Source organism: Reyranella sp. GW821-FHT14A01, from assembly GCF_058803965.1.
This window is the reverse complement of sequence record NZ_JBXAPM010000002.1, coordinates 558,496-580,265: the sequence shown is the minus strand read 5'-3', so window position 1 is coordinate 580,265 and position 21,770 is coordinate 558,496. Positions and strand designations below refer to the sequence as shown.

At 66.9% G+C, this 21,770-nt stretch carries 20 protein-coding genes; 10 read left to right on the top strand and 10 right to left on the bottom strand.

Annotated features, from left to right (window positions below; all coding sequences use genetic code 11):
* Nucleotides 1-43: 43 nt before the first annotated feature.
* The 4 genes from nhaA to AC1ROX_RS06570 all read right to left on the bottom strand — a co-directional run bounded on the left by nhaA (nucleotide 44) and on the right by AC1ROX_RS06570 (nucleotide 5,363).
* Entirely contained in the window at nucleotides 44-1,222 is a 1,179-nt protein-coding gene (nhaA, locus tag AC1ROX_RS06585) for a Na+/H+ antiporter NhaA (RefSeq protein WP_493123622.1), read from the bottom strand.
* Nucleotides 1,223-1,296: 74 nt separating this feature from the next.
* A complete protein-coding gene (locus tag AC1ROX_RS06580) occupies nucleotides 1,297-2,046 on the bottom strand; it encodes a Bax inhibitor-1/YccA family protein (protein WP_493123620.1) in 750 nt (249 codons plus the stop codon).
* A gap of 138 nt (nucleotides 2,047-2,184) precedes the next feature.
* Entirely contained in the window at nucleotides 2,185-4,704 is a 2,520-nt protein-coding gene (locus tag AC1ROX_RS06575; RefSeq protein ID WP_493123618.1) for an ABC transporter permease, read from the bottom strand.
* Nucleotides 4,701-5,363 carry an ABC transporter ATP-binding protein gene (locus AC1ROX_RS06570; protein WP_493123666.1) on the bottom strand — a complete coding sequence of 221 codons (663 nt, stop codon included), beginning with the start codon at nucleotides 5,361-5,363 and terminating at the stop codon, nucleotides 4,701-4,703. Before AC1ROX_RS06570 ends, AC1ROX_RS06575 begins: the two co-directional genes overlap by 4 nt.
* A 201-nt stretch (nucleotides 5,364-5,564) precedes the next feature.
* Here AC1ROX_RS06570 and AC1ROX_RS06565 point away from each other — a divergent pair, with 201 nt between their 5' ends.
* Together AC1ROX_RS06565 and thpR are read left to right on the top strand one after the other, a co-directional pair.
* Nucleotides 5,565-6,140, top strand: coding sequence for an arylesterase (locus tag AC1ROX_RS06565; protein WP_493123616.1), 576 nt, complete (start codon nucleotides 5,565-5,567; stop codon nucleotides 6,138-6,140).
* Nucleotides 6,106-6,651 (top strand): RNA 2',3'-cyclic phosphodiesterase, encoded by a 546-nt coding sequence (gene thpR, locus AC1ROX_RS06560; protein WP_493123614.1) that lies wholly within the window; start codon nucleotides 6,106-6,108, stop codon nucleotides 6,649-6,651. The genes AC1ROX_RS06565 and thpR overlap by 35 nt, the downstream gene beginning before the upstream one ends.
* 118 nt (nucleotides 6,652-6,769) lie before the next feature.
* Here the strand turns inward: thpR and AC1ROX_RS06555 are convergent, their stop codons facing one another.
* Nucleotides 6,770-7,813 carry a phosphotriesterase family protein gene (locus AC1ROX_RS06555; RefSeq protein ID WP_493123612.1) on the bottom strand — a complete coding sequence of 348 codons (1,044 nt, stop codon included), beginning with the start codon at nucleotides 7,811-7,813 and terminating at the stop codon, nucleotides 6,770-6,772.
* Nucleotides 7,810-8,829, bottom strand: coding sequence for a Bug family tripartite tricarboxylate transporter substrate binding protein (locus tag AC1ROX_RS06550; RefSeq protein ID WP_493123610.1), 1,020 nt, complete (start codon nucleotides 8,827-8,829; stop codon nucleotides 7,810-7,812). The genes AC1ROX_RS06555 and AC1ROX_RS06550 overlap by 4 nt, the downstream gene beginning before the upstream one ends.
* A 54-nt stretch (nucleotides 8,830-8,883) precedes the next feature.
* Between AC1ROX_RS06550 and AC1ROX_RS06545 the strand changes: the two genes are divergently transcribed.
* Complete coding sequence (locus AC1ROX_RS06545; RefSeq protein WP_493123608.1) at nucleotides 8,884-11,034, top strand: N,N-dimethylformamidase beta subunit family domain-containing protein; 2,151 nt, start codon at nucleotides 8,884-8,886, stop codon at nucleotides 11,032-11,034.
* Here AC1ROX_RS06545 and AC1ROX_RS06540 read toward each other — a convergent pair.
* Nucleotides 11,018-11,503 (bottom strand): low molecular weight protein-tyrosine-phosphatase, encoded by a 486-nt coding sequence (locus AC1ROX_RS06540; protein WP_493123606.1) that lies wholly within the window; start codon nucleotides 11,501-11,503, stop codon nucleotides 11,018-11,020. The genes AC1ROX_RS06545 and AC1ROX_RS06540 overlap by 17 nt on opposite strands.
* 35 nt (nucleotides 11,504-11,538) lie before the next feature.
* On the opposite strand from AC1ROX_RS06540, the gene AC1ROX_RS06535 reads away from it, so the two are divergent.
* From AC1ROX_RS06535 to AC1ROX_RS06525, 3 genes are all read left to right on the top strand, one after another.
* Nucleotides 11,539-12,273 (top strand): NAD-dependent deacylase, encoded by a 735-nt coding sequence (locus AC1ROX_RS06535; RefSeq protein WP_493123604.1) that lies wholly within the window; start codon nucleotides 11,539-11,541, stop codon nucleotides 12,271-12,273.
* A gap of 22 nt (nucleotides 12,274-12,295) precedes the next feature.
* Nucleotides 12,296-14,077 carry an acyl-CoA dehydrogenase family protein gene (locus tag AC1ROX_RS06530; RefSeq protein WP_493123602.1) on the top strand — a complete coding sequence of 594 codons (1,782 nt, stop codon included), beginning with the start codon at nucleotides 12,296-12,298 and terminating at the stop codon, nucleotides 14,075-14,077.
* A 111-nt stretch (nucleotides 14,078-14,188) separates the two neighbouring features.
* Nucleotides 14,189-14,530: a GIY-YIG nuclease family protein gene (locus AC1ROX_RS06525; protein ID WP_493123599.1), complete on the top strand. Its 342-nt coding sequence runs from the start codon at nucleotides 14,189-14,191 to the stop codon at nucleotides 14,528-14,530.
* Here AC1ROX_RS06525 and AC1ROX_RS06520 read toward each other — a convergent pair.
* Genes AC1ROX_RS06520 through AC1ROX_RS06510 form a run of 3 tightly spaced genes read right to left on the bottom strand, consistent with a single transcriptional unit; the run spans nucleotide 14,527 to nucleotide 17,929 of the window.
* Nucleotides 14,527-15,633, bottom strand: a complete 1,107-nt coding sequence (locus AC1ROX_RS06520; protein ID WP_493123597.1) for a CaiB/BaiF CoA transferase family protein — start codon at nucleotides 15,631-15,633, stop codon at nucleotides 14,527-14,529. The two genes, AC1ROX_RS06525 and AC1ROX_RS06520, sit on opposite strands and share 4 nt — an antisense overlap.
* A complete protein-coding gene (locus AC1ROX_RS06515; protein ID WP_493123595.1) occupies nucleotides 15,630-16,772 on the bottom strand; it encodes a CaiB/BaiF CoA transferase family protein in 1,143 nt (380 codons plus the stop codon). Before AC1ROX_RS06515 ends, AC1ROX_RS06520 begins: the two co-directional genes overlap by 4 nt.
* Nucleotides 16,769-17,929 (bottom strand): acyl-CoA dehydrogenase family protein, encoded by a 1,161-nt coding sequence (locus AC1ROX_RS06510; protein WP_493123593.1) that lies wholly within the window; start codon nucleotides 17,927-17,929, stop codon nucleotides 16,769-16,771. Before AC1ROX_RS06510 ends, AC1ROX_RS06515 begins: the two co-directional genes overlap by 4 nt.
* 158 nt (nucleotides 17,930-18,087) lie before the next feature.
* On the opposite strand from AC1ROX_RS06510, the gene AC1ROX_RS06505 reads away from it, so the two are divergent.
* From AC1ROX_RS06505 to AC1ROX_RS06490, 4 genes are read left to right on the top strand one after another with little or no spacing between them, the layout of a single operon-like run.
* Complete coding sequence (locus AC1ROX_RS06505) at nucleotides 18,088-19,062, top strand: Bug family tripartite tricarboxylate transporter substrate binding protein (RefSeq protein ID WP_493123591.1); 975 nt, start codon at nucleotides 18,088-18,090, stop codon at nucleotides 19,060-19,062.
* Nucleotides 19,063-19,078: 16 nt separating this feature from the next.
* Entirely contained in the window at nucleotides 19,079-19,579 is a 501-nt protein-coding gene (locus tag AC1ROX_RS06500; RefSeq protein ID WP_493123589.1) for a mismatch-specific DNA-glycosylase, read from the top strand.
* A complete protein-coding gene (locus AC1ROX_RS06495) occupies nucleotides 19,576-20,985 on the top strand; it encodes a DUF1254 domain-containing protein (protein WP_493123587.1) in 1,410 nt (469 codons plus the stop codon). The genes AC1ROX_RS06500 and AC1ROX_RS06495 overlap by 4 nt, the downstream gene beginning before the upstream one ends.
* A 35-nt stretch (nucleotides 20,986-21,020) precedes the next feature.
* A complete protein-coding gene (locus tag AC1ROX_RS06490; RefSeq protein WP_493123585.1) occupies nucleotides 21,021-21,734 on the top strand; it encodes a superoxide dismutase in 714 nt (237 codons plus the stop codon).
* Nucleotides 21,735-21,770 lie beyond the last annotated feature (36 nt).

Sequence of the window (21,770 nt, the reverse complement as noted above, 5' to 3'; positions counted from 1 at the left end):
ATCTTGGCGGGTTTCCTCGGCGCACCGACGCGACGGCCGCACTCTAGCGACGCGGCGAAAACCTCAGCACCACATAGCCTATGATCGCAGACAGCAGCGATCCTGCAATAACACCGAGGCGCACCTGCGCTTCGAATTGCGGATCGGGAAAGGCCAGCGTGCCGATGAACAGGCTCATGGTGAAGCCGATGCCGCCTAGGATCGAAACGCCGTAGAGCGAGCGCCACGATCCGCCGGCGGGCATCGCCGCGAGGCCCGTCACGATCAGCAAGCCCGCGCCCAGCACGATGCCGACCTGCTTGCCGACGAAGAGGCCGGCCAGGATGCCGAGCGGGATGGGTGCGGCGAGCGCCGTCAGGGACAGGCCGGCGAGCGAGAGGCCGGCATTGGCGAAGGCGAAGACCGGCATGATGACCCAGGCCGACCAGGGCTTCAGCACATGCTCCAGCCAGATTGCCGGCCGCGCCTCGTCGGCCTCACCCGCGGGCTTCAGCGGGATGAACAGGGCGAGCGCGACGCCGGCAAGAGTCGCGTGCACGCCCGACTTCAGGACGGCGACCCACAACACCGTGCCGACCAGAAGATAGGGAGCGAGACGGCGCACGCCGAGGCGATTGAGCGCCGCCAGCGCCACGAGGCAGGCGGCGGCCACCATGATCGCGGCCATCGAAAGCTGGCTGGTGTAGAACACGGCGATCACGACGATGGCGCCCAGGTCGTCGACGATCGCCAGGGTCGTCAGGAAGACCTTGAGCGGCAACGGCACGCGGCTTCCCAAGGCGGCGAGCACGCCCAGCGAGAAGGCGATGTCGGTCGCCGCCGGGATCGCCCAGCCGCGCAGCGCCACCGGATCGGACCAGTTGATGGCGGCATAGATCGCCGCCGGCAGGGCCATGCCGCCGATGGCGCCGGCGATCGGCAGCGCCACCTGCGAGGGCCTCGACAACTCGCCCTCGACGACCTCGCGCTTGATCTCCAGGCCGACCAGCAGGAAGAACACGGCCATCAGGCCGTCGTTGATCCAGAGCAGCAGCGGCTTGGCGACCCCGATGCCTTGATATTCGAAGCCGAGCTTGATGCCGAGGAAACCCTGGACGGCCCCTTGAAGCGGCGAGTTCGCCAGCACCAGCGCCAGGATCGCCGCGGCCAGCAGTGGCAGGGCGGAGGCCGCCTCGCTGTCGATGAAGGCCTTGAAGCGGTTGGCTGGCCGGTGGGCTGACACGTCCGGTTTCTCCAAAAGCAGAACGCCCGGGTCTTTCGACCCGGGCGTCCTTTAGACTGTCTCGGTGGGTCAGGCTAATCGCGCGACTGGCCCAGGAAGCTCATGAGGAACTGGAACAGGTTCACGAAGTCCAGGTAGAGGCTCAGCGCGCCGAAGATGGCGACCTTCTCGACCATGTCCGTGCCCCAGGCCTCGGAATACTGCTCCTTGATCTTCTGGGTGTCGTAGGCGATCAGGCCCGAGAAGATCAGCACGCCCGCGGCGGAGATGATGAAGCTCATCGTGCCCGACGGCCAGATCATGTTGACGATACCGGCCAGGACGAGGCCGATCACGCCCATGAACAGGAACTTGCCCATCGCCGTCAGGTCACGCTTCGTCGTGTAGCCGTAGAGGCTGAGCGCGCCGAAGGCGGCGGCCGTCACGAAGAAGGTGCGCGCGACGCTGGCGCCGGTGTAGCGGAACAGCAGCAGCGACAGGCTGACGCCCATCAATGCCGTGACCGTCCAGTAGACCGCCTGTACCGCACCGGTGCTCATCTGAGCGGCGCGGAACGAGACGAGCAGCAGCAGGCCGAGCGGCGCGAAGATCGCGACCCAGCCCAGCACATTCAGGCCGACGACGCGGCCCGCCTGAAGCTGGAAGAACATGCCAGCGAGTTCCGGCGAGCTGAACAGGCCGAAAGCCACGATGCCCGACAGCGCGAGCCCCGAAGCCATGTAGTTGTACACACGCACCATGTGGGCGCGCAGACCGACATCGAACGTCGCCTGGTCGGCTACAGTGCCGGCGCGATTGAAGGCGCCGAAGTTCGGATTTGCCATTTGGTTATCAAGCCTCCAAGGGGGCCTCGTTTTGCCGAGCCCCTTCGACGGGTAATCTGGGGTTACAGCTCGACTGAATCAATAGCCAAGTCGCCGGTGCGGGATTCCAATTTGGACCCGTTCCTGGGAATAATTAGCTCATTCGTTGCGCAACAAGGCAAGCGGCCTTTGCCGCAAGGCCGCCAGGGTGCCGGCCAGACCTAAGGCCAGGGTGAGCGCCATGGCGCCCACGGCGACCGCCACGGCCACGGTCGGCAGGAAGGTCCATTCGAGGTTCATGAGCTGGCGGACGACGAGGTAGGCCGCCAGCGTCCCCACGCCGAGCGCCGCCACGGCGGTCGCGAGGCCGAGGAAGACGAACTCCCAGGCGAAGGTTCCGGCGATGCGGGCGCGGGTGGCACCCAGCACCTTCATGACCACGGCCTCGTGGACCCGCCGCCGCTGGGTGGCGAGCATGGCGCCGGCCAGCACGAGCACGCCGGCCAGGATGCTGAGCAGGCCGATCACCCGGCTGGCCAGCCCGATATTGCCCAGCACGCTGGCCGCCGTCTCGATGGCGTCGCGGATGCGCACCACGGTGACGTTGGGGAACTGGTCGGTGACCGCCTTGAAGATCGCGTCCTCGGCCTCGGGCGTCGACTTCACCGTGGCGAGGAAAGTGTGCGGCGCCTTGTCGAGCGTGCCGGGCGAATAGACGAACACGAAATTGATGGCGAGCGTCGTCCATTCGATGCGCCGCAGCGAGGCGATCTTCGCTTCGATGTCGCGGCCCAGGATGTTCACGGTGATGCTGTCGCCCAACCCGAGTCCGAACTGATTCGCCAGATTCTCGTCGAACGAGATGAGCTGCGGGCCGCGATAGTCGGGCGGCCACCATTCGCCGGCGACGATGCGCGAGCCCTCGGGCGGCGTCGCCGAATAGGTCACGCCGCGATCGCCCTCGACCGCCCAGCGCGCGTCCGACGGCACAGCCATCTCTCCGACCGGCTTGCCGCCGATCTTGACGATGCGCCCGCGCAGCGACGGCACCTTGTCGAGATGCCCGGCGCCGGGAATGGCGGCGATGGCCTTCTCGAAGGCCGGCATCTGGCTCGACTGGATGTCGACGAAGAAGAAGGCCGGCGCGTCGCTCGGAATGCGCCGCGTGAGTTGCTCCCGCAGATTGCCCTCGATCAGCGCCGTAGCCACCAGCACCGTGAGGCCGAGGCCCAGCGACAGCATGACGATCGGCGTCGGCGCGCCCGGTCGGTGCAGGTTGGCAAGCGCCAGCCGAAGGGCTGCGAACTTCGGCTTGCCGACCTTGGCCGCGCCCAGCATCAGCAGGCGGGCCAGCAGCGGAAAGGCGATGAAGGCGCCGACCGAGCCCAGCACGAAATAGGCCGCGATGCGGCGGCTGTCGGCGGTGAAGATGGTGAAGGCCGCCAGCGCCATCGCGGCGGCGGCGATCAGCAGCGCATCGCGCCAGGCCAGCCGGCCGCCCTGCTGGACCACGGCGCCGCGCATCAGGGTCGCGGCCGACACGCTGCGGGCGCGCATCAGCGGCACCAGCGCGAACAGGAGCGAGACCAGCAGGCCGAAGCCGGCGGCCGTGGCGAGCGGTCCGGCATAGAGCGCCACCCGCGCCCGCACCGGCAGCACGTCGGCAATCGCCGACTGGGCGAGGAAAGGCAGGCCGGCGCCGATCACCAGGCCGATGCCGACGCCAAGGGCTGCCAGCGCGGCGAGCTGAATGAAATAGGTCGCGAAGACCAGCCGTTCCGGCGCGCCCAGGCACTTGAGCGTCGCAATCGTGCGCAGCCGCGCGGCCAAAAAGCTCGAGACGGCATTGCCGACACCAACGCCGCCGACCAGCAGCGAGGCGAGGCCGATCAGGCCGATGAACTGGGTCAACCGGTCGAGCCAGAAGCGGATGCCGCCGCCGGCATCGTCGAGCCCCCTCACCCGCCAGCCGGCATCGGGAAAGCGCGCCTTGAGCGCTGCGATAACCGCCTTGTCCGAGCGGCCGGCCGGCAGGCGCAGGCGATATTCCCAGGTGAGCAGGCTGCCGGGCTGCACCAACCCCGATTCGATGGCGGCATCGAAGGGGATCATCAGCCGCGGGCCGAGGCTCGCGAAGGCGTTCAGTCCACGGTCGGGCTCGCGCGCGATGATGCCGCGCACCTCGACCGCCACGTCCCCGACCCGCAGCATGTCGCCCGGCGCCATGTTCATCCGCCGCAGCGCCGATTCCTCGACCACCGCGCCCCACACGCCGTCGCGCTTGCCCAGCGCATTGGCCAGCGTGCCGCCATCGGCCAGCTCGACCGTGCCGTAGAGCGGATAGCTCGGCTCGACCGCCTTGAGCTGAACCAGGGTCGGGCGCCCGTCGGCCTTGGTGGGCCGTGCCATGGCGCGGCTGTCGAGCCAGCGCACGAACTGGCCTTGCTCGCGCATGAACGCGATCTGCTCCGGCGTCGCCTCGCGATAGAGCAGCGAGATCGCCACGTCGCCGCCCAGGATCTCGCGCGCGTCGGCACGCAGACCCTCCTCGACGGCGCGGCTGAAGGACAGGATCGCGGCAATGGCGCCGACGCCCAGCGCCAGGCAGGCGATGAACAGCCGGAAGCCGCCGAGGCCGCTGCGCATCTCGCGGCGGGCGAGGCGGAAGGCGAGGTTCATTGTGCGGCGAGCACGGCGCGCTTGCGGTCGTCGGCGACCAGCAGCCCGTCGGCGATGCGCAGCACGCGGTCGCAACGCTCGGCGAGGCCCATGTCGTGCGTGATCAAGATGAGCGTCGTATTATCGGCGCGCGCCACCTCGAACAGCAGGTCCATCACCTGCTTGCCGGTCGTGCCGTCGAGATTGCCCGTCGGTTCGTCGGCCAGCATCAGCTTGGGCCGGCCGACAAAGGCGCGGGCGACGGCGACGCGCTGTTGCTCGCCGCCCGAAAGCTGCGCCGGATAATGGCCGATGCGATGGCCCAGCCCGACCCTCTTCAGCGCCGATTCGGCCAGCGCGAACGCGTCGGAGCGGCCGGCGAACTCCAGCGGCAGCGCCACGTTCTCGTGCGCCGTCATGGTCGGAATGAGATGAAAACCCTGGAACACGATGCCGATATGGTCGCGCCGCAGGCGCGCCCGGTCGTCGTCGCCCATCGGCCCGAGATCGTTGCCCGCGACCTCGACGCGGCCCGAGGACGCGCGCTCCAGCCCGCCCGCGACCATCATCAGGCTCGACTTGCCGGCACCCGAAGGCCCCACCACCGCCGCAATCTCGCCAGCGGCGATATCGAGAGTGATCCCGCGGAGGATATTGACCGTACCGGCGTCACTCGCCATGTCGAGATGCACGTCTTCGAGACGAACAATTGGATTTGGCTCGGCCACGCGGGCTCCTGGGACAGGCGAGGAATGAAACTGCAGGTTCGATATGGTGGTTTTGCGGCGGCGGTCAATTCACGGATCGCGGTGTTTCTGGCGCTTGTCCTGTGCCTTGTGGCCGCAACAGTGCCCTCAAAGGTCCAAGCACAATCCGAGCCGGTGAAGCTCGCGATCCTGGGCGATAGTCTGGCCGCGGGTTACGGCCTCGCCCCGGCCCAGGCCTTCCCGACCCGGCTGCAGGCGGCCCTGAAGGACAAGGGCCGCAACGTCACCGTCATCAATCACGGCGTCTCCGGCGATACGACCATGGGCGGGCTGGAGCGCATCGACTGGATGCTGGCCGACAAGCCCGACATCGTGATGGTGGAGCTCGGCGGCAACGACATGCTGCGCGCCCTCGATCCGGCCAGCACCGAGAAGAATCTCGATTCCATCATCAGCAAGCTGAAGGAGGCCGGCACGACCGTCTGGCTGGTCGGCATGATGGCGCCGCGCAACTTCGGGCCGGAATACGTCCAGCAGTTCGACGGCATCTTCAAGAAGCTCGCCGACAAGCATGGCGTGCCGCTCTATCCCTTCTTCCTTGACGGCGTGGCGCAGGACCCCGCGCTCAACCAGCCCGACGGCATCCATCCCAACGCCAAGGGCGTCGACATTCTCGTCGACCGCATGATGCCCTTCGTGACAAAGAATTTGGACGATGCCGCGTCTGTTCGTCGCCCTGCCCGTCCCTGAGGAGATCGCCGAAGAATTGTCGGCGCTGCAGTCGGGCGTGCCCGACGCGCGTTGGGTGCCGGCCGAGAATCTCCACGTCACCCTGTGCTTCGCGGGCGAGGTCCAGGGCGGCACGATGCGCGACTTCGAGGAGGAACTGGCCGACATCGCCGGACCACCGTTTTCCGTAACGATCGCCGGCGTCGACCAGTTCAGCAGCGGCAAGCAGCCGCGCGCGCTCGTTGCCCTCGTGGAACGCAGCGAGCGGCTCGACTGGCTGCAGCAGAAGGTGTCGACGGTCGCCCGCAACTGCGGCATCGACGTCGAGCGCCGCAAGTACCGACCGCACGTGACGTTGGCGCGCTTCCCGGCCGGCGCCGAAACCGGCCACCACATCGCACAGTTCATGGCGAGCAACGGCACGTTGCGTCTGGAGCCATGGGTCGCGGACTCCTTCTCTCTTTATTCCAGCCGCACCGGCCGCGGCGGGCCGATCTACACGGAAGAAGCCGAGTATCCGCTGACGTTCTAGGTCGAGATGGCCCTACCGGAGCGCGCCACTCCAGTGGCGCTCAAGCTTCGCGCGGTGACAAGGAATGAGCGCCACTGGAGTGGCGCGCTCCATTGACCGTCTTCGCGCCAAACGTTTGTCAGACAAATGTGAGGAGCCGCCGCGGATTGCCCACCAGGATGGCGTCGATCTCGGCCTCGCTGTAGCCGCGCTTCTTCATCATCGGCACGACGTTGCGGAAGATGTGGCCGTAGCCGTGGCCGCCGAAGCTGGCGAGGCGGGTGCGGTAGCAGATGTCGTGGCTGATCACGACGCGCTCCAGATGACCGGCTGAGATCAGGGCGCGGATCAGCTTGAGCCGCGTCGCGTCGTTGGGCATGTCGATGTCTGACAGGCCGTAATAGCTCGACTCCTGGCCGAACAGGTCGAACTCCACCGTGATGCCCGAATCCGCGAGCTTCAGCAGGCGCGGCTCGTCGAAGATGGTGCGGTCGATGTGACTGATGACGATGCGCTCGGTCGGGAAGCCTGCATCCCTGGCGAAGTCGGCGATCTCCTGCGGCTGGTCGGGGTCGCGGCCGGGATGGACGTTGATCGCGGCGCCGGTCTCGCTCGCGGCGATGAACGCGCCCTGCATCACGCGCTTCTCGGTGTCGGTCCACGGCGACTGGCAGCCGATCTCGCCGATCATGCCGGCACAGACGTCGGTGCCCCAGGCGCCGTCATGGATCTGGCCAATCATCTCGGCGGCGAAATCCTCGACCGTGCGGTTGTGGTTCTTCGGGTCCTGGTAGTCGTTCACATAGTAGCCGCAACCCATCACGAGATGCACGCCCGTGCCCGCCGCGATGCGGCGCAGCCCGTTGGGATCGGGCGAGAGGCCGCCGCAGGACAGCTCGACGATGGCGTCGCCGCCCTCGTGCTTCATCATCGCCACCTCGCGGGTGGCGATGTCCTCGAGGTCGAGCATGTACTTGCGGCCGGCGCGCTTGAGGCCACGGCCGTAATTGATCTGCCAGGTGTTCTCCAGCGTGATCTCGGGACCGAGATCGTTGTCGGAGCGCGTGCCGGGTGGGCGTATGTCGCAGAGCACGTGTTCGTGCATCAGCGTGCGCCCGAGCTTCTCGGGCTCGATCGGCCCGAGAACGGTCTGGATCTTTCCCTTCAGCTCAGGACGGCTCATTGCGGCTCCAGCTTCGCGGCCTCGACGACCTTCTTCCACTTAACGTATTCGGTCTGCATCTGCTTCGCGAGGTCTTCCGAGGAGCCGCCGAACTCGGCGGCACCCGCTTCGCGGATCTTCTTGATGACGTCGGGCGACTTGGAGGCCTTCACCAGCTCGTCGGAGAGCTTCTTGACGATCTCCGGGGGCGTGCCGGCCGGCGCCGAGACGTACCACCACGGCGCGGCATCGAAGCCGGCGAAGCCCTGCTCGGCGATCGTCGGCACGTCCGGCAGCGCGAACCAGCGCTTGCCCGAGCTGACGCCCAGCGCCCGAAGCGCGCCGGACTGGATGTGCGGCAGGTAGGGCGGCAGGTTGTCCATGGTGCTGGGAATGTGGTTGGCCAAAAGATCCTTCAGCACCAGCGAGCTGCCGCGATAGACGACATGCTCGACCCTGAAGCCGGCCAGCGATTCGAAATATTCCATGGCGAGATGGCCGGTGCCGCCGACCGCCGGCGAGCCGAAGCTCACCTTGTTGTCACCCTGCTTCTTGCAATACTCGACATATTCCTTGGCGGTCTTCACCGGCACGTCGGGATGCACCGCCAGCACGTTGGCGACCTCGCCGAACAGCGCGACCGGCGCGAAGCTCTTCACGCTGTCGTAGGGCATGCTCTTGTAGAGGAACTGGTTGGTGACGGCGGTGCCGACCGTGCCCAGCAGCAGCGTGTAGCCGTCGGCCGGCGACTTGGCGACGATCTCGGCGCCCACATTGCCGCCGGCGCCGCTCTTGTTGTCGACCACGACGGTCTGGCCCCAGACTTCCTGGAGATGCGCCGCGGCGATACGGCCCAGCAGGTCGGTGGTGCCGGCCGGCGCGAACGGCACGACCATGCGGATCTGCTTGTTGGGATAGGTCGACTGCGCCCAACCGTGGCGGGCGAGCATGGGGGCCGCGAGCGGCGCGAGGGCGGCACCCGCGATGAGAGAACGGCGACCAATCGTCTTGGCGATTGTCTTGTTTGTCTTGGACATAGCAAAGCTCCCTGATTTCAGGCGACTATATCGCCGGGCAATTGGGAGATAAATGTGACCGCAGGATTGATTGGGTACTCGGATCGCATCTCGGTACGCAGCGGCGAGACGATCGCCTTCAAGGTTTCCAGCGCGGGGCCGAACCCGTACCACGCCATGCTGGTCCGCATTGTGCGCGGCGATACCAATCCCGGCGGGCCGCCGCCCAAGCTCGAAGACCTGTCCGACCTGTTCGACGGCCGCTTCGCCTCCCGCGTGCAGAACGCCTGGCCCGGCTCCTACGGGCTGGTCGAGATGGCGAAGGACGCCAAGCTGCCGGCGTCGCTCCAGGTCGAGGCGCTGATCTGGCCGACCCTGCCCGAGGACGGGCCGCAGACCGTGATCTCGCGCCGCGATGCCGCGTCAGGCGCGGGCTTTGCGCTGGTCCTGACCCCCGACGGCATGGTGCTGGAGACCGGCAAGGATCGCGTCGTGGTCGGCAAGAAGCTACGCGCCCGCATCTGGTATCGCGTCTGGGCCAGCGCCGATCCCGAGACCGGCATCCTCCGCGTCGGCCAGCAGCCGCTGGCGCGCGCCTTCGGCACCGACGACGAGGGCGAGGCGAGCGACAAGGCCTCTTCTCTCACTCTCGAAGCCGCGACGCCGGTGATGATCGGCGCGGAAGCCGCCACCGACCGTCCGGCGCAGCGTTGCTTCAACGGCAAGATCGAGGCGCCGCAGATCGTGGGCTTCGCGGCCTGGGATTTCACACGCCGGATGGACTCGATGGAGATCGAGGATACCGGCCCCGACAAACTTCACGGAAAGCTGGTCAACCTGCCGACGCGCGCCATGAAGGGTTCGGCCTGGACCGGCGCCGAGCGCGACTGGCGGCGCGCGCCGCATCATTACGCCGCCATCCACTTCCATGACGACGACTTGCACGATTGCGGCTGGCTCGACGATTTCAGCTTCACCATCCCGAAGGAGATGAAGAGCGGCGTCTACGGCATGCAGCTCACCTGCGGGACGCATCGCGACGTCATCCCGTTCTTCGTGCGGCCGCAGGTCGGCAAGCCGCAGGCCAAGGTCTGCTACCTCGCCTCGACCTTCACCTATCAAGTCTATTCCAACTTCTCGCGCGGCATGTACGACGATGCCTTCCGCCAGAAGGTCGCCGACTGGAAGGCCTATCCGCACAATCCCGACGAACATCGCGACTACGGCCTCTCGACCTACAACCATCACCGCGACGGGTCTGGCGTAGCCTACTCCTCGCGGCTGCGGCCGCTGCTGACCTGGCGGCCGAATTATCTCAGCTTCAACGACCCCTTGGGCTCGGGCCTGCGCCACCTGCCGGCCGACACGCATCTCACCGGCTGGCTCGATCGGATGAATGTGCCCTTCGACGTGGTCACCGACCACGACCTCGACGAAAAGGGTGTCGAGATCCTCAACGCCTACAAGGTCGTGCTGACCGGCTCGCACCCGGAGTATCACACGGAAGGCACGCTCGACGCGCTGCAGGCCTATACAGAGAGCGGCGGCCGGCTGATGTATCTCGGCGGCAACGGCTTTTATTGGCGGGTGGCGCTGTCACCCAAGGTGCCGGGCGCCATCGAGGTAAGGCGCACCGAAGGCGGCATCCGCACCTGGGCCGCCGAGCCGGGCGAGTATTATCACGCCTTCGACGGCGCCTATGGCGGCCTGTGGCGCCGCTCCGACCGGCCGCCCAATCTCCTCTGCGGCATCGGCTTCTCGAGCCAGGGCACCTTCGTGGGCGATTCCTACCGGCAATCGCCGGCGGCACGGGACAATACCCATGCCTGGGTGTTCGAGGGCGTGAAAGACGAATTGTTCGGCGGCTACGGTTTCTCGGGCGGCGGCGCGGCGGGCTTCGAGCTCGACCGGCTCGACCATCGGCTGGGCAGTCCGCTCAACGCCGTGGTGCTGGCTTCGTCGGAGGGCCACGACCGCCGGAACTTCGTCGTCGTCCACGAGGAACGGCTGGGCTTCACCACCACGATCCCCGGCCAGACTCTGGAGCAGCTCATCCGCGCCGACATGACCTACATCGAGAAGCCCAAGGGCGGTGCCGTCTTCTCGGTGGGCTCGATCACCTATTGCGGCAGCCTGCCCCACAACAAGTTCGACAACGACGTGTCGCGGCTCACCTTCAACGTGCTGAACCGCTTCGGCGAACTCGGCCTCAAATGGCCTTTTTGATCTCGGGCGTCAGCCGCGCGAGCAGGCCGCGCGTGGCGGACTCGATCATGCCGATGGCGCGCTCGTAATCGTCGACCGTGCCGCCGAACGGATCGGGGATGTCGTGGATGCCGAGCGGCGGGGCGTAGCTCATCAGGAGCTGCGGCTTGTCGGCGAGGTCTCGCGGCGCCAGCCAGCGCATCTCGACGAGATGGCCGCGGGTCATCGCCAGCACATGGTCGAAATGCTTGATATCCTCAGTCGTCACCTGGCGCGCCCGGATGCCGGTGATGTCGTAGCCGCGTGCGGCCGCCGCATCGATGGCGGGCTGGGTCGGCGGCTGGCCGACATGGCTGGCGCCCGTCCCGGCCGAATCGATCTCGAAGGCGTCGGCGAGGCCCGCCTTCGTCGCCAGCGAACGGAACACGCCCTCGGCCGTGGGCGAACGGCAGAGATTGGCGGTGCAGACGAACAGGATGCCGATGGTCATGGTCGCGGACCCTAGCACGGCGCTAGATTGGCGGCATGCATCAGGATTTCTTCCCGCCGGGCATCGCCATCCTGACCGGCGCCGGCATCTCCAAGGAAAGCGGAATCGACACATTCCGCGACGCGGACGGTCTGTGGAACCGCGTCAACCTCGAGGAAGTCGCGACCATCGAGGCCTGGCACCGCGACAAGAAGAAGGTGCTCGACTTCTATAACGAGACGCGCGGCATGTTCCGCGCCGCCGGCATCCACCCGAACGACGCGCACAGGGCGCTGGCCCGGCTCGAGCGCGAATATGAAGGCGAGGTGACGGTCATCACCCAGAACATCGACCCGCTGCACGAGCAGGCCGGGTCGAAGCGGGTGATCCACATGCACGGGCGCGACGGCGAGATCCGCTGCATGGCCTGCAAGATGGTGTTCGAGTCCGGGCAGGATCTGACGCCCGCCTCGGTCTGTCCCAACTGCAAGTCTGTGGGTGAGCTCAGGCCCAACATCGTCTGGTTCGGCGAGATGCCGATGCATCTCGAGGAGATCTACGAGGTGCTGGAACGCTGCGGCCTTTTCCTCGCCATCGGCACGTCGGGCGAAGTCTATCCCGCCGCCGGCTTCGTCCTCCACGTCCGTCGCCACATGCCGCGCGCCCATGCGGTCGAGCTCAACCTCGAACCGACCGACAATAAGAGCCTGTTCCACGAACACATCTACGGCCCCGCGACCGAGACCGTGCCGCCCTATGTGGCGCGCGTGCTGAAGCACGGCTGGAAATAGAAGAAGAGAGACGGAGGAAACTATGCCCGACATGACTCATGTACCGCACGGCGCGCATCACATCGCCGCCGACGCGCACGGCCAGAACTTCTATTCGATCGACCGCCAGTTCCAGGATCTGATGCGGCTCTACATGGAGCCCGGCCTGCGCCGGCAGATGACGCCGCATTTCGAGCGGCTGGGCGCGCTGGCCGGCGGCCGGCTCGACGAGCTGGCGATGGTCGCCGACAAGCACCCGCCGGTGCTGCAGCCACGCGACCGCTTCGGCCGCGACGAGGACTGGATCGACTACCATCCCGCCTATCGCGAGATGGAGAAGATCGCCTTCGAGGAATTCGGCATGCACGCGATGAGCCATCGCGCCGGCGTGCTCGGCATGGAGACGCCGGCTCATCCGCTGGTGAAGTACGGCATCACCTATCTCTTCGTACAGGGCGAGTTCGGCCTGATGTGCCCGGTCTCGGTGTCGGACACGTCCAACTTCATCATCAAGCGCTACGGCTCGCCCGCGCTGAAGAAGCTGCTGCTCGACCGGCTGCTCAGCCAGGACCCGGCGACGATGCTGAAAGGCACGCAGTTCATGACCGAGAAGGCCGGCGGCTCCGATGTCGGCGCGCTGGAGACCGAGGCCGAGCGCGTGGGCATCGGTCCCGACGGGGTCGAGCGCTGGAAGCTCTACGGCCAGAAGTGGTTCTGCAGCCATGCCGATGCCGATGTGGCTGTGATGCTGGCGCGGCCGCGCGGCGCCGCGCCCGGAACGTCAGGCCTCGGCCTGTTCGCGTTGCCGCGCCGACTCGAAGACGGTAGCCGCAACAGCTACCGGATCGTGCGTCTCAAGGACAAGCTCGGCACGCGCTCGATGGCCTCGGGCGAGATCATCCTCGACGGCGCCACCGCCTATCTGGTGGGCGACGCCGATCGCGGCTTCAAGCAGATGATGGAGCAGGTGAACCTGTCGCGGCTCAGCCACGGCGTGCGCGCCGCCTCGATGATGCGCCGCTGCCTCAACGAGGCGCTGGCCGCCGCGCGCGGCCGCCGCGCCTTCGGCCGCGCCATCGCCGAGTATCCGCTGCTGCGTCGCCAGCTCATGAAGATCATGCTGCCGACCGAACAGGCGCTGTCGATGTTCGCCTTCTCGGCCGATGCGATGGGCCGCGCCGATAAGGGAGACAAGGACGCCGCGAACCTGCTGCGCATCCTGACGCCGGTCTACAAGTTCCGCGCCTGCCGCGACAACATCCCGGTCGCCAGCGCCGCGCTCGAGGTCAAGGGCGGGCTGGGCTACATCGAGGAATGGGTGACCGCGCGGCTGGTGCGCGACGCGCAGATCGGCACCTTGTGGGAGGGCACCTCCAACATCAACGCGCTCGACGTGGTGCAGCGCGCCGTCGGCAAGTCGGGCGGCCACAAGACCCTCTCCGCCGCGCTCAAGGCCAGGTACGAACCGAGCGGCGCCCTGCCCGGCCAGTACAAGGGCCTGCTCGGCGCCACGCTCGACCGGGTCGAACGCTTCGTCGAAGCCGTCGCCGCCGACCCGAAGCAGGAAAAACGCTCCCGCCTCGCCGCCGGCGCCCTCTATCACGCCACGACGGCCGCGCTGCTGGCCTGGGAAGGCGCAACCCTCGGCGCCGAAGGCGGCGACGCCCGCCGCCTGCTCCTGTCGCGGTTGGTCATCGAACACCGCCTGGCCCCGCAGGACCCGCTCTCGCTCGGCGAGTCGGGCTGGGAAGAGGAAGCGATGAACCTCCTCCTCGACGACGCGCCCGTGCCGCTCGCTAAGGCAGCGGCGCTCGTGGCGGCATAGCTGCTAAGGGTCCCTCGCTGCGCTCGGGATGACAATCATGGGTTGCTGGATAACACAATCCATTACGATAAAGTTGTCATCCCGAGCGCAGCGAGGGACCTTTGGCGGCAGATGTTCACCTACTACGTCTACATCCTGACGAACGTTAAACGGAACGTGATGTATGTCGGCGTCACGAACGACTTGGGAAGGCGAGTCACCGAGCATCGCGCCGGCGCGGGTGGCGCCTTCACGCGGCAGTATCGTGTGAACACGTTGGTTTACGCCGATGGCGGCGGTCGAAGAAGGATGCACTGGTGGAAGCGGCTAATCCGACTTGGGCCGATCTGCTTGATGCGGGCACCACCAAAGGTCCCTCGCTACGCTCGGGATGACAACTTTTTCTTAATGAAGGTTGTGCGCCGGCAACGCGATAACTGTCATCCCGAGCGTAGCGAGGGACCTTTCGCCTAACGCTTCAGCACCTCGTCCGTGTGCTCACCGAGCAGCGGTTCGCGATAGAGCGGGCTCGAGGGTTCGTCCTTGAAGCGGACGACGGGGCCGAAGTGGAGGCGGCCTTGCTCGTCCGTCACCATGAAGCCGCGCTTCTGCAGGTTGGCGTCGGCGATGGCTTCGGGGAGCGTGTTGACCGGGCCGTAGCAGATGTCGAGCCTGGAGAGATAGTCCATCCAGTGGGCGAGCGGCTTGGCGCGGAAGGTTTCGGCGAGGAAATCCATGACCGGCTTCTGATGGGCGCCGGGCCATTCGCACAGGGACGCCATCTCGGGCTTGCCGAGCGCGCCCAGCAGGTTCTTGATGAACTTCATCTCCTGCCCGGCGATCACGAGCTGGCGGCCGTCGGACGTGTCGTAGACGCGGTAGAAGGCCGAGCCGCCGGTCGTGCGCTGCTGCTTCACGTCGGGCGCCTTGTTCTCGGCGAAGGTCGTGCCGACCACGTTGGCGCAGGAGGCCATCAGCGATTCGTGCATCGAGACGTCGATGTAATCGCCGCGGCCGGTATCCTTGCGGCGCAGCAACGCCATCAGCACGCCCGCCAGACCATGAAGACCGCTGACGAGGTCGGCGACCGGAATGCCGGGGATCGCCGGCCGTCCGTCGTCACCCAAAGTCAGGCTCAGCACACCGGTCATGGCTTCGAGCGCGAGATCGTGCGCGGCGCGGCCGGGATAGGCGCCGTCCTGGCCGAAGGCGCTGATCGAGCAATAGACGATGCCGGGATTCTTCGCGGCGACCGCGTCGTAACTGATGCCGAAGCGGGCGGCGACGCCGGGCCGGAACGATTCGACCAGCACGTCGGCCTCGCAGGCGAGACGGAAGAGATCGGCGCGGCCCTGCTCGCTCTTGAGGTCGAGCACGACGCTCTTCTTGCCGCGGCCCATGTTGCGGAAGAACACCGAGGTGCGCGCGTCGGGCGGCAGGATGTGGCGGCCGGGATCGCCCTCGCCCGGCGGCTCGACCTTGATCACCTCGGCGCCGTGATCGGCGAGCGACGTGGTGAGGTAGGGTCCCGGCAGGAACCAGGAGAGGTCGACGACCTTGATGCCCTGAAGTTTCATGATGACTTGCCCAGCAATGCGTCGTTGTCGGCGCCGAGCGGCGAGCAAGCGGATTGCGCCAGCCGCTCGCCGTCGATGCGCAGGGGATTGGCGAGGACGCGCAGGTCGCCCTTCACCGGATGCGGCACGGACGAGACCATGCCAGCGGCCCGCGCGAAGGAACTATCGAGCGCCTGGTCGAGGCGATAGACCGGCGCGGCGGGCAGCAGCCCGTTCATGGCGGCCAGCCATTCCGCTGTCGTGCGCGTGCGGAAGGTCACGTCCAGTTCGGCCGACATGGCAGCGCGATTCTTCGCGCGCGTGTTGGGATCGGGAAAGCGCGGATCGGTGACGAGATCCGCGCGGCCCATCACCTCGCACAGGTTCAGCCAGAATTTCTGCGTCATGCACATGATGAAGATCCAGCCATCCTTCGTCGGAAAGGTCTGGACCGGCGCCAGCGAGAGATGCGCGCTCCGCGGCACCCTTGGCGAGACATCGCCCTCGTTCAGGTACCACAGCCCGGGATAGGTGAGCTGGTGCATGGCGACGTCGTAGAGACAGGTATCGACGTCGCAGCCTTTCCCCGTGGTGCGGGCGCGCAGCAGGCAGCTCAAGAGACCGACGATGCCGGTGAGCCCACTCATACTGTCGATCATCGAGACACCGACGCGCGTCGGCGGTCCGTCTGGCTCGCCCGTCAGCTCCATCAGCCCGGCCTCGGCCTGCATCAGGAAGTCGTAGCCGGGCCAGTCCTTGCGTTCACTGTCCCGCCCATAGGCCGAGATGTGGAGGCAGACGATCGACGGCTTCAGATGCTTCAGGCTCGCATAGTCGATCCCAAGCTTCGCGGGCTGCGTACCGCGCATGTTGTTCACGACGCAGTCGGCACCCTTCACCAGCGCCTCGAACTGCCGTCGCCCCGCCTCCGACTTCATGTCCAGGGCCACGCTCTTCTTGCCGAGGTTCCACGCCTGGAAATACTCGCTGTCGTTCTCCCCGAGCTTGTAGGGCCCGACCTGGCGCGAGGGGTCGCCGCCCTGGGGCGCCTCGATCTTGATCACCTCGGCGCCGAGTTCCGCGAGGAACATCGTGCCGTAGGGACCGGCGCCGAACTGTTCCAGCGTGAGGACACGGATTCCTTCGAGCGGCTTGCTCACGAGATCGGGTTCCGCTTCACGAGCTGCCGCGCGATGATGATGCGCTGCATCTCGTTGGTGCCTTCGCCGATGCAGGTGAGCGGCGCGTCGCGATAGAGCCGCTCGATGTCGTATTCCTTGGAATAGCCGTAGGCGCCGTGGATGCGCATCGATTCGATACTGTTCTCCAGCGCGGCTTCCGACGAGAAGTACTTCGCCATGCCGGCTTCCATGTCGCAGCGCTCGCCGCGATCGAAGATGGCGGCGGCATCGAGTGTCAGCAGGCGGGCGGCGCGGGCGCGCGTCGCCATCTCGCCCAGCTTGAGCTGGATCGCCTGGTGCTCGCAGATCGGCTTGCCAAAGGTCTTGCGCATCTGCGAGTAGCTGGTCGCCAGCCGCAGCGCGCCCTCGGCGATGCCGACGCCGCGCGACGCCACGTTGATGCGGCCCAGTTCGAGTCCGCCCGCGACCTGGGCGAAGCCCTGGCCCTCGACCTCGCCGATCAGGTGATCGGCCGGGATCTTGTAGTCCTCGAACACCAGCTCGCCGGAATCGATCGACTTGTAGCCGAGCTTCTCCAGCTTGCGGCCGACCGTGAAGCCCGGCCCCTTGGGCGTGATGAACAGGCTCATGCCGGTATGGCGCGGATTGGCCTCGGGATTGGTCTTCACAAGCATGGCGAAGCAATGGCCCTCGATGCCGTTGGAGATCCAGGTCTTGGTGCCGTTGATGACGTAGCCGTCATTGCCGTCGCGCTTCGCGACCATGCGAATGGACTGAAGATCGGTGCCGGCATCGGGTTCGGTGAGCGCGAGGCCGCCGCGGATTTCGCCGGAAGCGAACTTGGGCAGCCAGCGCTCCTTCTGGCGCGGCGTGCCGAACTTCTCGACGGCCAGCGCCAGCATCAGGTGGGAGTTGAAGATGCCGGTGATCGCCATCCACACCGAGGAGATGCGCATCACGATCTCGGCGTAGGTTGTGGCCGGCAGGCCAAGCCCGCCATATTCCGGGCTGATCGTGGCGCCGAACAGGCCGAGCTCCTTCATCTGCTCGACGATCTCGGCCGGCCATTTGTCGGCGTGGTCGAATTCCTTCACGCGCGGCGCCACCTCGCGCTCGATCCACCGGTCGATGGTGGCAAGCAGCTGGGCTTCGTCGGCCTTGTCGATCGTATTCATTACGTCCTCCCGGCATCCATCATGCCCGACGGCAGGAAGCGGACAAGGCCGGGGAACCTCAGGACGAAATCCGGAGCCGTTCGGAGGCCCTAGGCGCGGCGACACAGGTCGTGCATCATCCGCGCCCAACAGATTCCGCTTCAAAGGAAGACGAAGACATGAGGAGACGTCATTTCACGGCCGGGCTGGCGACGCTGCCGTTCGTGCCGACCTTCGCCCTGGCGCAGGGCGACGACTGGCCCAACCGCAACGTGCGTATCGTCTGCCCGTTCACGCCCGGCGGCTCGCAGGACAATATCGCCCGCCGCCTCGCCGTGAAGCTCAGCGAGGAGCTCGGCCAGACCTTCGTGGTCGAGAACCGCACCGGCGCCGGCGGCTCGATCGCCGCCGACAATGTCGCCAAGTCGCCGCCCGACGGTTACTCGGTGCTGCTGGGCAATATCGGCAGCCACGCGCTGGTGCCGCATCTCTATCGCAAGCCGGCCTACAACGCGGTGACCGACCTCGAGACCGTGGCCTGGATCGGCACGCAGCCCAACCTTCTGTGCTGCAACCCGAGCTTCCCGCACGACACGCTGCCCAAGCTGATCGAGGCGGCGAAGAAGGAACCCGGCAAGTATTCGTTCGGCTCGTCGGGCCTCGGCACCTCGCCGACGCTGACCATGGAGCTGTTCAAGCAGAAGACCGGCTGCGACATCACCTTCATCAGCTATCGCGGCGCCGCCGCAGCCGCGGCCGACGTGCTGGCCGGGCACGTGCCGATGGTCATCTCGAACATCGATTCGCTGATGAGCCAGGTCAGCGCCGGCAAGCTGAAGCCGATGGCGTCGAGCGGCGCCAAGCGCTCGCCCGTCGTGCCCGATACGCCGACCTTCGCCGAAGTGGTGTCGCCCGATCTCGTCGTGACCTCGTGGTCGATCTGGGCGGTGCCGACCGGCACGCCGGCCAAGATCAAGGACAGACTGCGCAACGCGACGGAGAAGGCGCTGAAGTCGCCCGACGTGCTGGAGAGCATGAAGGCCGGCGGCTTCGAGCCCGGCATCATGACGGTCCCCGAGATCGACGCCTACATCCAGACCGAGATCAAGCGCTGGGGCGAGGTCATCCGTGCCGCGGGCATCAAGCCGGAATAACCACCTCATCCCGGACTTGCTGGCACCAGGTCTCGACCTGGTGTTCTGCGGCACGGCGCCGAGCCCGGCCTCGTTCAAGGCCCGCGCCTACTACGCCAATCCCGGCAACGCCTTCTGGCCGACCCTGTTTGCGGTCGGCCTGACGCCCGAGCGGCTGACACCGCAGCGCTTTCCCGAATTGCTGACGCTCGGCCTCGGTCTCACCGACCTCAACAAGACCGAGGTCGGATCGGATCATGAGCTGACGCCCGCGGCGATGGACGCGCAGTCGCTGCATGCCAAGCTGCGACGATTCCAGCCGTCCGCCATCGCCTTCACCTCCAAGAACGCCGCCTCGCTCGCCCTCGGCATCAAGGCGCCGGCCTATGGACGACAGGTCGAGCTGCTCGAAGGCGCGGTGGCCTTCGTGCTGGCCTCGCCCTCGGGCCGCGCGCGGTCGTTCTGGACACTGGCGCCGTGGAAAGAGGCCGCCGCCTTCGTCGCCGAGCGGCGACGGTTGCGCGAGCGCGCGGCATGATCGGCCGCCGCGCCGCGCTTGCCGGCCTGGCCGGATGGCCGGTCGCGGTGCGGGCACAGGACTCTCCACCAACGCTGCGCGACCTCGCCCGCCGCGCCACGATCTATCTCTTCCCGGTCTACGAGATGTATCGCGCTCGCTGGCGCGCGACGGTCGACGAGACGAACCTGCAACGCCAGCGCCTCAACCGCTTCCGCCACTTGGCAACGCTCGCCGACCCGCGCACGCGCGACGTCACCACGCCGAATGCCGACACGCTCTATTCCTCGGCCTGGCTCGACCTGTCGCTGGAGCCGCTGTTCCTCACCGTGCCGCCGGTCGGCGATCTCTATTACAGCTACGCCTTCATCGACCTGTTCACCGACAATTTCCTCGTCGTCAGCCACCGCCTGAAGGGCGCAGGCCTGGCGACGCACATGATCGTCGGACCCGCGTGGAATGGCGATGCGCCCGGCGACGTGACCTTGGTCCGCGCGCCCACCAATTCGGTGTGGCTGCTGGGCCGCATCCTGGTCGATGGGCCGGAGGAACTCGACCGCGTGCGCATTCTGCAGAACCGCGTGCTGCTCGAGACGCCCGACATGCGCAACGAGCGGCGCATCCTCGAGACCGGCGAGCTGATGCGCTTCCGCACCCAGGCGCCGCCCGAGCCCGTTGCCGACTGGCCGGCCGCCCATCCCGCCGAGCCCTTCGACCTGTTCGATATCGGCCTGCGGGCGCTCGGCGAAAGCCCACTGCCCGAACGCGACCGGCCGCTGTTCGAGGCGCTGGCGCCGCTGAAGCTGAAGCCCGGTCGCAAGTTCGACCAGCGCGCCTTCAGCAGTGCCGAGCAGCGTGCCATTCGTGCCGGCATCGAACAGGGTCATGCCGACATCCGCGTTGCCGCCGGGCGCGGCCGCACGATCGACGGCTGGACCTACGGCGAGCGGCATCTCGGCAATTTCGGCGACGACTATCTCTATCGCGCCGCCACCGCGCTGACGGCACTCGGCGCGCTGATGCCAGGCGAGGCGGTCTATGTGAGCTGCGCCGTCGATGCGGACCGGCGGCCGCTCTCGGGCAACCAACGCTACACGCTCGCCTTTGCGGCCGATCGCCTGCCGCCGGCGCGCGCCTTCTGGTCGCTGTCGGCCTATGAGGTGATGCCGGACGGTCGTGCCTTCTTCGTCGACAACAGGATCGACCGCTACTCGATCGGCGATCGCACCCCCGGCCTGTCGCGCGGCGCCGATGGATCGCTCACGATCCATATCCAGCGCGAACAGCCGACGGGCGAACGCGCCGCCAACTGGCTGCCCGCGCCAGCCGGGCCGATTCGGCTGATGCTGCGGGCCTATCAGCCTGACGAGGCGCTGATCGAAGGCCGCTATCGGGTCCCGCCGGTGCGTCGCAACTCCTCCCCCTGACCGGCGTTGCTCCTGCGAACAAAGCAGGAGCCCCCATGACCGACATCTCCCGCCGCTCGCTGGCCGCGGGCGCCGGCCTGCTGGTTGGTGCCATGGCTATTGGCGCACGCGCCCAGCAGGCGCCGCCGCAGCTCGCAAGCGCCGTTCCCGTGCCGAAGGCGACCCCCAAGCCGCTGATCGTCAATCCCGACAAGGTGAAGGGCCTGTCGGCCAATCTCCTGCGCACCCATCACGACACCGAATATGCCGGCGCCGTGAAGAAGCTGAACGCGATCGGCGAGGAGCTGGCCAAGGTCGATTTCGCGGAGATGCCGCCCGAGAAGCTCGGCGAGTTGAAGCGCGACGAGCAGGCCCTGCAGAACTCGGTGGTCCTGCACGAACTCTATTTCGACGGGCTGGCCGAAGCGCCTACCCAGCCCTCGGGCCTGCTGGCCCAGGCCCTGTCGCGTGACTTCGGCAGCCTCGACCGCTGGAAGGCGGAGTTCGTCGGGATCGGAAAGTCGCTGGCCTCGGGAACCGGCTGGGTGATCCTGGCCTATGCGCCGCGCGACAAGCGCTTGCTCAACTACCGCGCCGAAAACGATTCGATGGCGCCGGCTAGCGGCGTGCCGTTGCTCGCGATGGACATGTACGAGCATGCCTACTCGGCCGACTACGGTACCGACACGGCGAAATACATCGAAGCGTTCGCGCAGGCGATCAAATGGACGAACGCGGAGCGCCTCTATCGCGAGGCGATGCGGGTTTGAATTAAGGATCCTTCGCTGCGCTCAGGATGACACGTT